Annotated in this window: 10 protein-coding genes and 1 riboswitch; of the genes, 4 read left to right on the top strand and 6 right to left on the bottom strand. The window is 37.0% G+C overall.

Annotation, left to right across the window (positions count from 1 at the left end; genetic code table 11):
• Positions 1 to 161: 161 nt before the first annotated feature.
• Together MKX31_RS00235 and rlmD are read right to left on the bottom strand one after the other, a co-directional pair.
• A complete protein-coding gene (locus MKX31_RS00235; RefSeq protein ID WP_088046908.1) occupies positions 162 to 1,151 on the bottom strand; it encodes a tRNA dihydrouridine synthase in 990 nt (329 codons plus the stop codon).
• 96 nt (positions 1,152 to 1,247) lie between these two features.
• Positions 1,248 to 2,624 carry a 23S rRNA (uracil(1939)-C(5))-methyltransferase RlmD gene (rlmD, locus tag MKX31_RS00230; protein WP_088046907.1) on the bottom strand — a complete coding sequence of 459 codons (1,377 nt, stop codon included), beginning with the start codon at positions 2,622 to 2,624 and terminating at the stop codon, positions 1,248 to 1,250.
• 121 nt (positions 2,625 to 2,745) lie between these two features.
• Positions 2,746 to 2,847: riboswitch (purine riboswitch) on the top strand.
• A gap of 202 nt (positions 2,848 to 3,049) precedes the next feature.
• Between rlmD and MKX31_RS00225 the strand changes: the two genes are divergently transcribed.
• The 4 genes from MKX31_RS00225 (at position 3,050) to MKX31_RS00210 (ending at position 8,363) form a co-directional block, all read left to right on the top strand.
• Entirely contained in the window at positions 3,050 to 4,246 is a 1,197-nt protein-coding gene (locus MKX31_RS00225) for a NupC/NupG family nucleoside CNT transporter (protein WP_001200511.1), read from the top strand.
• Between the two features lie 278 nt (positions 4,247 to 4,524).
• Positions 4,525 to 5,628 (top strand): polysaccharide deacetylase family protein, encoded by a 1,104-nt coding sequence (locus MKX31_RS00220; RefSeq protein ID WP_340979672.1) that lies wholly within the window; start codon positions 4,525 to 4,527, stop codon positions 5,626 to 5,628.
• 306 nt (positions 5,629 to 5,934) lie between these two features.
• Positions 5,935 to 7,017 carry a polysaccharide deacetylase family protein gene (locus MKX31_RS00215; protein WP_064477185.1) on the top strand — a complete coding sequence of 361 codons (1,083 nt, stop codon included), beginning with the start codon at positions 5,935 to 5,937 and terminating at the stop codon, positions 7,015 to 7,017.
• Between the two features lie 116 nt (positions 7,018 to 7,133).
• Positions 7,134 to 8,363: an aminopeptidase gene (locus MKX31_RS00210; protein ID WP_064477184.1), complete on the top strand. Its 1,230-nt coding sequence runs from the start codon at positions 7,134 to 7,136 to the stop codon at positions 8,361 to 8,363.
• Between the two features lie 40 nt (positions 8,364 to 8,403).
• Here MKX31_RS00210 and MKX31_RS00205 read toward each other — a convergent pair whose 3' ends face one another.
• From MKX31_RS00205 to gabT, 4 genes are all read right to left on the bottom strand, one after another.
• Entirely contained in the window at positions 8,404 to 8,727 is a 324-nt protein-coding gene (locus MKX31_RS00205) for a DMT family transporter (RefSeq protein WP_000263262.1), read from the bottom strand.
• A gap of 47 nt (positions 8,728 to 8,774) precedes the next feature.
• Positions 8,775 to 10,226 (bottom strand): NADP-dependent succinate-semialdehyde dehydrogenase, encoded by a 1,452-nt coding sequence (gene gabD / locus MKX31_RS00200; RefSeq protein WP_088046906.1) that lies wholly within the window; start codon positions 10,224 to 10,226, stop codon positions 8,775 to 8,777.
• Entirely contained in the window at positions 10,219 to 11,586 is a 1,368-nt protein-coding gene (locus tag MKX31_RS00195; protein WP_088046905.1) for a sigma-54 interaction domain-containing protein, read from the bottom strand. The genes gabD and MKX31_RS00195 overlap by 8 nt, the downstream gene beginning before the upstream one ends.
• A 115-nt stretch (positions 11,587 to 11,701) precedes the next feature.
• Entirely contained in the window at positions 11,702 to 13,066 is a 1,365-nt protein-coding gene (gabT, locus tag MKX31_RS00190; protein WP_088046904.1) for a 4-aminobutyrate--2-oxoglutarate transaminase, read from the bottom strand.
• Between the last annotated feature and the right edge of the window lie 42 nt (positions 13,067 to 13,108).

Genomic DNA, 13,108 nt, shown 5'->3' with positions numbered 1-13,108 from the left:
GCATAATAAAATAAACATGATACTATCATTGAAAATCAAGACCAACCTACCATTTTCACTTTTCTCCTGTATTCTTTTCTTACCCTTTTTTACATAGAATACCTCACTTACTTATGATACGGTTTACCTTAATTAAAATGAAACAGTGTAACTTTCAAAAGTTACACTGTTTCACTACCTTCTACCACATTAACACTCGTCTCAAACTTATCAAGTAATGCGCGTACTTCATCAGTTGATTTTGTGTTCATCAATTGATTTCTTAGTTCAGCAGCTCCAGGGAAGCCCTTTACATAAATTTTGAAGAAGCGATGAAGCCCTGTGATGGAGCGTGGCAGTACTTCTGCATATTTATCTTGAAGATCAAGTTGTAGTCTTAAAAGATCTAAATGTTCTTTACTGCTATGCTCTCTTGGCTCTTTTTCGAAAGCAAACGGATTTTTAAAGATTCCTCTTCCAATCATAACGCCATCAATGCCATATTTTTCAGCAAGTTCTAGCCCTGTTTTACGGTCAGGGATGTCTCCGTTTATTGTTATTAGCGTATTTGGTGCAATACGATCACGTAATTTTTTAATTTCCGGAATTAGCTCCCAGTGCGCATCGACTTGGCTCATTTCTTCTCTTGTACGTAAGTGAATAGAAAGGTTTGCAATATCTTGTTTGAAAATATGTGTTAACCAATCTTCCCATTCGCTTAATTCTTTAAAGCCCAGTCGTGTTTTTACACTGACAGGTAGTCCGCCCGCTTTTGCTGCTTGAATAAGTTCTGCCGCAACGTCTGGACGTAGAATAAGACCACTACCTTTTCCTCTTGATGCTACGTTCGGTACAGGGCAACCCATGTTAATATCAATACCTTTAAATCCTAACTCTGCCATACCAATACTCATTTGACGGAAATATTCAGGATTATCTCCCCAAATATGCGCCACGATTGGTTGTTCATCTTCTGTAAAAATTAAACGGCCACGTACACTTTTCATACCTTCTGGATGACAATAGCTATCCGAGTTTGTGAACTCTGTGAAGAATACGTCTGGGCTACCAGCTTCACTTACTACGTGACGAAAAACAACGTCTGTCACATCTTCCATTGGTGCAAGTACGAAAAATGGTCGTGGTAAATCACGCCAAAAATTATCTATCATTTCAAATTCAAATCCTCTCACTATGAATACAATTTCAAACTCTCAATAAACCAAAAAGCAGATGGTATAGATTCTCCTATATCAACTGCTTTCCTATTATACCAACTTAAGCCAAGCCACACACTCCACATGAGTCGTATGCGGGAACATATCAACAGGTTGTACTTCCTGCGTTTTATATCCGCCTTCTTCTAGTACTTTTAAGTCACGTGCTAACGTTGCTGGGTTACATGATACGTATACGACGCGTTTTGGTTTCATGTCGATGATTGTGTTTAGTAGTGCATCATCACAACCTTTACGCGGTGGATCTACGACCATTGTGTCGGCGACTATGCCTTCTTTGTACCATTTTGGAATAACTACTTCTGCTTCTCCTACGCCAAACTCAGCGTTTGTCATGTTGTTTAGTGCTGCGTTTCGGTTTGCGTCTTCGATTGCTTCTGGGACGATTTCAACGCCGTACACTTTTTTCGCTTTTTGCGCTAGGAATAAGGAAATTGATCCAATTCCGCAATAGGCATCAATTACTGTTTCGTTGCCATCTAATTTTGCATATTCTAACGTTTTATCGTATAGTACTTTCGTTTGTTCTGGATTTACTTGATAGAATGAACGTGCTGAAATTGCAAATTTAATGTCACCGATAAAGTCATAAATGTATTCGGATCCGTACAGTACTGTCGTTGTGTCTCCGAAGATTACATTTGTACGTTTCGTGTTTACGTTTTGAACAATCGATTTTACTTCTGGGAATTTCGCTGCAATTTCTTCAATGATTGCTTTTTTGTTTGGTAATTCTGCTGTACGAGTAATGAAGACAAGCATGATTTCCCCTGTTACTTGTCCGTAACGAGCCATTACGTGGCGAAGTGTTCCTTTATTACGCTCTTCGTTGTATGCCGAAATACCATGTTTTTCACAAATACGTTTTACTTCCTGGATTAATGTATCGTTTTCTTCTGCCTGAATTAAACATGATTCCATATTAATAATGTCATGTGTTCCTTGGCGATAGAAACCAGCTACAAGTCCACCTTCACGTTCTCCAATTGGTACTTGTGCTTTGTTACGGTATACCCATGGGTTCTTCATACCAAGTACAGGGTGCACAGGAACATCGCTTAATCCGCCAATGCGCTGCATAACGTCACGTACTTGTTTTTCTTTCGCTTGTAATTGTCCTTCATATGTTAAGTGCTGAAGCTGACAACCGCCGCACTGATTGTACACTGGGCATTCTGCATCTTTACGATATGGGCTCTCTGTATGAAGCTTCATTAAACGACCAAATGCGAAGTTTTTCTTCACTTTAATAATTTTAATTTGTGCTTCTTCACCTGGTAATCCGTTTTTAACGAAAATAGGATAGCCCTTTACTTTCGCAACACCGGCACCATCATGGGTTAAATCTTCAAATACTACATCTATAAAATCATTTTTTTCAACTGGTGGCGTCATTTTTGTACTCATTTTCCGACCTCTCTTTTTCATAACACTGCGTTACATTTTATCATACTTATATGGTCTATTTCTATCGGAAGAAAAAAAGCTATTGACGATAGTTCTCTGTTAATGTTACGCTACTACTAATTTAATACGGACGATGTTACCTCATATATATTCGATAATATGGATCGAGAGTTTCTACCCGGCAACCTTAAATTGCTGGACTATGGGGAAAACTAATGAATATTAGCCTATGTGCAAAAAAGGACTCATATTGATTAGCTTTCTCTCATAGATGAAAGTGAATCCATATGGGTCTTTTTTTATTTTTATTTTTCTAAAAGGTCAGACATCTTACGTATGACATAAAACCTCTTTGTTTTATTTTTAGTAATATAACGAGCGTTTTATGTACAAACTTTATACGAACTTCTGAAAGGGGCAACTACATGCAATATGTAATGAGCATTATCGGTATTCTTGTCGTTTTAGGTTTATGCTTTGCTTTGTCAAACAATAGAAGTAAAATCAACTTCCGTGCAATTGCTATTATGATTGGTTTCCAAATTTTAATCGGTTGGTTTATGTTTGGCACAAAAATTGGTCAACAAATTATCATCTTCATTAGTAAAGTTTTCAACAAACTAATTAAACTTGGTACGACAGGTGTCGATTTTCTCTTTAATGGAATTCAAAGAGATTTTGTCTTTTTCTTAAATGTATTATTAATTATCGTATTTTTCTCAGCACTACTTTCTATCTTTAGTTATTTAGGTGTTTTACCATTCATCGTTCGCGTTGTCGGCGGTGCAATTTCAAAAATTACTGGTTTACCACGCGTCGAGTCATTCCACGCAGTAAACTCTGTATTCTTCGGTTCAAGTGAAGCGTTAATCGTTATTAAAAACGATTTACAGCATTTTAACAAAAACCGTATGTTCATCATTTGTTGTTCTGCAATGAGTTCCGTTTCTGCTTCTGTTACAGCATCATACGTAATGATGTTAGATGCGAAATATGTACTAGCAGCTCTTCCACTAAACTTATTCTCAAGCTTAATCGTTTGTTCGCTATTAACACCAGTTGATACGAAGAAAGAAGATGAAGTGATTCAAAAATTTGATAGAACTTTATTCGGAGACAGCTTTATCGGCGCAATGATTAACGGTGCGCTTGATGGTTTAAAAGTAGCTGGTATCGTTGCTGCATTAATGATTGCCTTCATCGGTGTGATGGAAGTTGTAAACTACGTAATTAGCGCAGCTTCAGGTGCAATGGGATATGCTGTTACCTTACAACAAATCTTCGGTTATATACTTGCTCCATTCGCATTCTTAATGGGTATTCCAACTCAAGATATTATCCCAGCTGGTGGAATTATGGGTACGAAGATCGTATTAAACGAGTTTGTAGCAATCCTTGATTTAAAAGGTGTTGCATCAACATTATCTCCACGTACAGTTGGAATCGTTACAGTATTCTTAATTAGCTTCGCAAGTATTAGCCAAATTGGTGCGATCGTTGGGACAATCCGTGCTCTTTCTGAAAAACAGGGAAGTGTCGTATCTAGATTCGGTTGGAAAATGTTATTTGCATCAACACTTGCTTCTATCTTATCTGCAACAATCGCTGGATTGTTTATATAATAAAAAACTCCACCTTACTTCTCCTTTTTCAAAAGGAAATTTAGGTGGAGTTTTTTACTTTCTTCTATATGTATTTTTATGTAAACTCCACCAGAAAAATATAAGGTTTTTTCCGAATTATTCCAAAAATGTATTCCCCTCTATATTCTATAGTGATATGATGTACAAGGGTATAATTCAAATTTTTAAAATCGAAAATTTGAGTTAGTTTCACTTATACGAATGATAATTTCAAGACATAAGTGATGATAATTAAAACACAATAGAAGGATGATAGAATGAAAAAATATACATATATCGCTTTACTTTCTTCTGCTATTCTCGTAGGTTGTAACACTAGTAGCACTAGTGATAAACAAATAAAAGAAGCAACGGCGAAACAAACAGTTGAACAAAAAAAAGCGAAAGCGGTTGAACTGCCTTTAACGCAAGGGATTATTACATGGGATCCGTATGAATATAACGCACAAAACACCACGCTTTATACAAAGGATTTAAGAGATTCCTTCAAACAAGTACGTTACACTATTTGGCGTACTGCTGACGGTCCTGAAAGCAAACAAGCTTTTACTTCACAAGAAAAAGAGCGTGACTTTGCCCTCCCACTACATTTAAAATCATTTCATTTAAAACGTGGCGAATTTCAAATTGAAACAGTAGGAATCAAAGAAGATCATACTGAAACAAATCTAGTAACATCTAAAATTACATTCCAGCAACATGTACCCGTTTTAATGTACCATGCGATTGAAAAATACCCTGGGCCAAGTGATGGGGATTACGGCTTATATGTACCACCTGAGCAATTCGAAAATCATATGCAGTATTTGAAAGATAACGGTTATACGATGCTTACGTTTGAACGTTGGAATGATATAAATCGTGTAAATAAACCTGTTTTTGTAACGATGGATGATGGTCGAAAAAATAATATGAATGCTCTTCATATTTTACAAAAATTAAAGGATGATAGATTCCAACCTACGGCTACTGAATTTCTTACTGCAAATGAGATAGACAAACCAAATCGTCTATCAACAGATGAGATAAAACAAATGATGGATTCAGGCATTTTTTCTATTCAATCACATACTGCTAATCATACGATGATGGCTCATTCAAGCAATTATGATGAGGAATTACGTAGTTCGAAAGAAAAAATCGAAGCCCTTACTGGTAAAAAGGTCATCGCTCTCGCCTATCCAGTAGGTTCTTATAATGACCCAGCTGTTGAAGAAACAAAAAAACATTATGAGTTCGCAGTAACTACTGATCACGGTAATCACATTACAAAAGGGATGCCAAACGAACAGTACTTAATTAAACGCCACTTTGTAGGGCCTAATACATCAATGGAAAAATTCATATCTCTTATAAAGTAAAACTTTAATCAGTGGGGGTTTTGTTCACCCCCACTGATTATTAGCCCTCACCAATCGGGCTTTTACGGGCAGCTGATCCCACCTAACCTCTTTGCTTTTGCTGAATTCTGAGGTGGGGTCTTACTGCCCACAAATAGCGGGATACAGTAAACTTTACTAAAAGATGATAGAAATAGCTCTATTAAAAGTCACTAACCTATCTCATTACTAAAATGATATGATGAACAAGGGTATGTCCCCACCTCTCTTACAGCGGTGGGGATTTTAAATACGTATGCAACATAATACACAATAGAAGGTGATCTTATGAGAAAATACGCAGCAATCGCTTTATGTACGTCTGCCATTCTAGCAGGTTGTAATACTAGCGATGTAAGTCAAGAGCCTAAAAAAGAGAAAAAGGTTCAAGAAGTTAAGAAACAAGAAGAGACTGTGCAAGAACAAGGTAAAATTTCTTATCATCCGATTACACACGAATCTACAAACACTACTATTCATATGACAGATATAAAGGATACTTTAAGTGAGGTACAATATAAAATTTGGCGCACAGCTGATGGGAAGGAAAGTGCTAAATCTTTTTCTTCTAAAGAAAAGGAGAAACAATTTACACTTCCTTTTGACATAAAAGAATTTGAAGGAAAACGCGGTGAGTTTCAAATTGAAGCAATAGGAATGAAAGAAGATGGGAAAAACATTCCACTCACAAAATCTACTATTACTTTCGAGCAAAAGGTTCCCGTTCTTATGTACCATGCAATCGATGATTATCATGGACAAGGCATTAAAGACTTATTCGTATCACCTGCTAATTTTGAAGCCCAAATGAAATATTTAAAGGACAACGGCTATACATTACTAACTTTTGAACGTTGGGGCGATATTAATAAAGTAAATAAACCTATCTTTGTTACATTTGATGACGGTATGAAAAATAATATGAATGCATTTCATGTTTTACAAAAACTAAAAGACGATACGTTTAAACCTACAGCAACAGAATATATGATTGTTGATAACGTTGATGTAGAAGGATCACTTTCTACATCTGATATAAAAGAAATGGTTGATTCCAGCATTTTCTCTATGCAATCTCATACTGCAACACATGCAGACTTGCCGAAAATTACAAACTATGAAGAAGAATTAAAAGAATCAAAGGAAAAGCTAGAGAAAATAACAGGTAAGCCTGTTATTGCAGTTGCTTATCCATTCGGTCATGTGGATGATAAAGTTGTTGCAGAAACGAAGAAATATTATCAATTTGCGACGACAACAAAACCCGGAAAGTTCATTACGAAAGGTGAACCCGATGAATTACTAAAAATGAAGCGTGTTCGCATACACAATTCGACGACTGTAGAACAATTTGCTTCTTCGATTAAATAACGATGAGAGCTCAATATATTTTGAGCTCTCTTTTCACGCTATATTTATATATATTTTTTGAATTTTCTTGTATTATATATAGTAAGAAATCTTTCAAATTAAAGGAGATTATACATATGTCATTTGAACAAACGTTAGAGAAATATGCTGCCCTTGCAGTCAATGTTGGTGTTAATATTCAACCAGGACAAACATTATCAATTAGTGCACCTCTTGAGGCTGTACAATTTGTACGCCTCGTTACAGAAAAAGCATATAAATCTGGTGCAAAACACGTATATGTGGACTGGAATGATGAGACGTTAACACGCTTAAAGTTCGATCTAGCTCCTGAAGAAGCATTCGCTGAGTTCCCATCTTGGAAAGCACACGCTCGTGAAGAATTAGCAAAAGAAGGTGCTGCATTTATGTCTATTTATGCAGAAAACCCTGATTTATTAAAAGGTGTAGAATCAACGCGTATCGCAACAGCTCATAAAGTAGCTGGTGAAGCAATGAAAGTATACCGTGATTACGTACAAGCTGATAAAGTAAGCTGGTGTGTCATTTCTGTTCCTACGAAAGAATGGGCTGCGAAAGTATTCCCTGACGTTGCACCAGAAGAACAAGAAGCAAAACTATGGGATGCTATTTTCAAAGCTACTCGTGCGGATTTAGAAAATCCTGTGGAAGCATGGAAAGAACACGATGAAACGTTACATACAAAAGTTGATTACTTAAACGAAAAGCATTATAAAGCCCTTCACTATACAGCTCCTGGAACAGATTTAACGATCGAACTTCCAGAAAAGCATGTATGGGCTGGTGCTGGTAGCTTAAATGAAAAGAACGTACCATTTATGGCGAACATCCCAACTGAAGAAGTATTTACAATGCCACTTAAAACAGGTGTAAACGGCCAAGTATCTAGCACAAAACCGTTAGCATTTGCAGGTAACATTATCGATAACTTCACGTTAACATTTGAAAACGGGCGTATCGTAGACTACAAAGCGGAAGCCGGAGAAGAAGCTTTAAAACATTTAGTAGAAACAGATGAAGGCTCTCACTTCTTAGGCGAGGTTGCTTTAGTACCTCATGATTCACCAATTTCAAATACAAATATTTTATTCTACAATACACTATTTGACGAAAACGCATCTTGCCACCTTGCAATCGGAAGTGCTTATGCATTCAACTTAGTAGGCGGAAAAACAATGTCTAAAGAAGAACTTGCTGAAAACGGAGCAAACACTAGTATTACACATAACGACTTCATGATCGGATCAGCTGAGCTTGATATCGATGGTATTACAGCTGACGGAAGACATGAACCGATTTTCCGTAAAGGTAACTGGGCATTTTAATAAAAACAAAAGGCTATCTTCCACACTGGAAGATAGCCTTTTATGATGCTGATGAAACCTTAAGTCCAATTACTCCTAAAACGATAAATAGAATACAAAACGCTTGGAATAAGCTAATGTGTTCTTTAAAGAAATATACGCTAATGATTGTAATAAGTAATGTTCCTACGCCAGACCAAATGGCATAAGCGATACTTAAATGAATTTTTTTGACAACGATAGCAAATACGCTGAAACAAATTCCATAAAATACGAAAATAAGTACACTTGGAACGAGCTTTGTTAAACCGTTTGATAATTTCATCGCAATTGTTCCTGCTACTTCAAAAATAATTGTTACGAGTAATAATAGCCAATATACCATACTAGAATCTCCTTCTCTGTTACCTTATAGAGATTCTAGTATACTACTTATAGCCCTAACGAAATATATTTAATTTCTAAATATTCCTCGATACCGAAATGGCCTCCTTCACGGCCGATACCACTTTCTTTAAAGCCACCGAACGGTGCTTGTGCAACTGATGGAAGTCCATCATTTAAGCCAATAATTCCGTACTCTAACGCTTCGCTAATTTGGAATGCTTGACTAATATCTTTTGTGAAAATATAAGCAGCCAAGCCATATGGTGTATTATTTGCACGTTCGATTACTTCTTCAACCGTTTTAAATTTAGCAACTGGTGCAACCGGACCGAATGTTTCTTCATTCATACAAAGCATCGTGTCATTTGCCAATCCAATTACGGTTGGCTGAATGAAATATCCATCTAACTCTGCAAATTTATGGCCACCGTATAAAACTTCTCCACCCTTTTGAATTGCATCTTCAATATGTTCTTGTACTTTCGAAATTGCATTCGCATCAATAAGTGGACCTACAGTTGTTCCTTCGCCAAATCCGTCTCCAACTTTAAGCTGCTCTACAGCTTTTGTGAACTTTCCTGCAAATTCTTCGTACACTTCTTCTTGAACAAAGACGCGGTTTGTACATATACACGTTTGTCCTGCGTTACGGAATTTCGAACCGATTACCGCCTCTACCGCTTTATCTAAGTCCGCATCATTCATAACAATAAACGGCGCGTGACCACCTAACTCAAGTGAAACCTTTTTCATCGTTTGTGCAGCACTGGCCATTAATTCCTTCCCAATTTCCGTTGATCCTGTAAAGGAAACTTTTCGAACACGTCCATCTTCCATCCACGTATCAGCAATTGCTTTCGCACTACCTGTTACAATATTTATTACGCCTTTTGGAATGTCCGCTTTATGAGCTAATTCAGCTAATTTCAACGCAGTTAACGGCGTTTGACTTGCAGGTTTTACAACTGCCGTACATCCTGCCGCAAGTGCCGGTGCTACCTTTCTCGTAATCATAGCAGCCGGGAAGTTCCAAGGTGTAATAGCTGCCATAACTCCAACTGGTTGCTTCATAACTAAAATACGTTTATTCGGATGAGAAGCAGGAATCATTTCACCGTATACGCGTTTTCCTTCTTCCGCATACCATTCAACAAAGCTATTTGCATAATTCACTTCACCAAGTGCTTCTGCAAATGGCTTTCCTTGTTCTCTCGTCATGATCGCTGCAATCTCTTCTTTATTTTCATCGATAAGTGTGAACCATTTTTTCAACTTCACTGCACGGTCTGCTGCTGTTAAATTAGACCATAATTTAAAAGCTTCATGAGCAGCATCAACAGCTTGCTTTGCCTCTGTTACCCCGCCCTTTGGTACCGTCGCAAATATTTCCTTCGTTGCTGGATTATTTACTTCGATTTGTTCTTGCAATGTAATCCACTCACCATTTATATACATCGCCTTTTTCTCTACATTTACAAACGCCGCTTTTTTATCCAATGTTTTCTTCCTCCTCTAAAAGTTTCTTTATCTTCCTAGTGGCAGCAGATTGACTTATTTTTAAAAACTCCGCTACTTTATAACTCGATCCATATGTTTTATATGCTTTCAAAATAATATTACGTTCTACTTCTTCTAACATTTTATAGAGACTTTGACCGGACTGTTCAACCGTTGATTCTTGCATCGCTATTGGCAAATCTTCTATCGTAACGATATCATCAGCAGTTATAACAATTCGCTCAATCACATTTTCAATTTCTCTATTATTTCCTTCCCATGGGTAACCAACAAACATTTGCAATGTGCTAGGTGCTAATTTTACATTTCGGCCATATTTCTCGTTAAAGTGCTGTAAATAATGATAAATGAGTGGCAAAATGTCTTCGGTTCTTTCCCGAAGTGGCGGAATTAAAATTGGAATGACATTCAGACGATAATATAAATCTTTCCGGAATGTTCCTTGTTTCACCATCATACTTAAATCTCGGTTTGTTGCCGCTACAATTCTAACATCAACTTTTTTTAATTCTCTTCCGCCTATAGGGCGAAACGTTTTTTCTTGCAATACTTGCAAAAGTTTCGCTTGAATTTCAAGCGGCATTTCGCCAATTTCATCTAAGAAAAGAGTTCCTCTATGCGCTGATTCTAATAGTCCCTTTTTCCCTTCACGATTCGCACCTGTAAAAGATCCACCTGAGTATCCAAAAAGCTCTGATTCAATTAAATTCATTGGCAATGCCGCACAATTAATTTCATAGAAACTTTCATTCTTCCTGTTACTCACTTCATGTAAATGACGTACTAATCGACTCTTCCCTACTCCTGTCTCACCTAAAATGAGAACTGTACTATCTACCACGGATACTTTCTTGATTGTCTCGACTATTTTTTGCATAGCGATACTTTTAAAAATAAGTCCTTCATGTTCATATGTTTCTCTTAATTCTTTTTTATATGTTTTTAACTGATTATCCATTTCCTCTACCTTTTGACGTAATTGGTAGAGTTCTGTAAGATCACGAGAATAACTAATTACTCTTCTTAAATTTCCCTCATTATCAAAAACAGGCCTTGTACGAACGTGTAAATACTCTCCTGATTTTGTCGTTTGAACGAGTTCAATCGGTCTCTTTTTTTCAATTACTTCTAACGTTGCCGATGGATAAAAGATACCATCCTTCTGCAATTCTTTCACATGCTTACCTACTAACTCTTTAGCAGCTAGTTGATAGTGCCTTTCACATGTACTATTTACACGCACAACGATTCCCTTTTCGTCAGTCACAAAAATTTCGTCAAACGCATATTCAAATACATCTTGTAAATCCATTAACACTCGTTCCTTTTCTCCAACCATCCTAGCCACCCCTAACTTCCAATCCATCGATTCACTTCACTACCTTTATTATAAAGTGAATTTTCTGCATTTTATATAGAGTCAGCTAGAATGTTTGCGATTTATTATTTAGCTTTTAAACACGAGCAGTATTTGCTTTCTCATAACAGACTTGCAATGATTCTTCAATTATTGTTAATCCTTCTTCAAGTTGCTCATCTGTAATAACTAATGGCATTAACACACGAATAACATTACCGTATGTCCCTGCTGATAGTAGAAGTAATCCGCGTTTGTTTGCTTCTGCGCACAAGTTAGCTGTTAACATTTTATCAGGTGCTTTCGTCTTACGGTCTTGAACGAGCTCGAATGCACACATTGCTCCTAAGCCGCGCACATCACCGATGCAATTATATTTATTTTTCATCTCTTCGAATCGGTTCATTACAACTTTCCCTAATTCTATCGCTCTATCATTTAAATTCTCTTTTTCTATTACATCAAGCACTGCTAATGCTGCCGCACATCCTAGTGGGCTTCCTGCATACGTTCCACCAAGCTCTCCCGGCGCAGACTCATTCATAATTTCCTTGCGCCCAATAACACCACTAATCGGTACACCAGCGCCTAATGATTTAGATACCGTAATTAAATCTGGAACGACATCATAATGATCAATGGCAAAATATTTTCCTGTACGACTAAATCCTGTTTGAATTTCATCCGCTACAAATAAGATGCCGTGTTCTGAACAAATATTGCGTACTTCTTGCACAAATTTCTTACTTGGAACGATAAATCCGCCTTCCCCTTGAACAGGTTCCATTACAACGGCTGCAATTGTTTCTGGCGCTACTTCTGATATGAAGAAATTCTTAAACTCTTCAATCATAAAGTCATCGTACTGCTCTTCCGTTAATCCTTCTGGGCGGCGATATTCATATGGAAATGGTGCTTTATAGACTTCAGGCGCAAATGGGCCAAATCCAAATTTATATGGTTTTACTTTACTTGTCATCGTCATTGTCATTAATGTACGCCCATGGAATCCTTTAGAAAATGCAATAATACCAGGCCTTTTTGTATATTTACGAGCGATTTTCACTGCGTTTTCAACCGCTTCTGCACCACTATTTAAAAATAGTACTTGCTTATCAAAACTTCCTGGTGCTAATGCCGCAAGTTTTTCTGCTAATTCAATATATGGCTCATACATCATGACATTAAATCCAGTATGAATGTATTGATCTACTTGTTTATGGAGCGCCTCTTTAACAGCTGGATGACAATGCCCTACGTTAATTGTTCCGATTGCTCCTGCGAAATCAATGTACTGATTACCATCAACATCTGTTAAAAGAGCACCATTTGCAGATTGTACAAACGTTGGGATGCCGTTACTTACTCCTTTTGGTACTATATTTTGGCGGCGTTCTAATAAAGACGCTGCTTTCGACCCAGGAATTTGTTCATTTACTTTAGCAAATTTTTTTGTGTTCATTACGTATCCCATCCTTTTCTTTACATTGTTTTCTCTTTTCGT

This window comes from Bacillus sp. FSL M8-0063, from assembly GCF_038005545.1.
In the GTDB taxonomy this organism is placed as follows: domain Bacteria; phylum Bacillota; class Bacilli; order Bacillales; family Bacillaceae_G; genus Bacillus_A; species Bacillus_A wiedmannii.
This window is presented reverse-complemented; position numbering and strand designations above follow the sequence as displayed.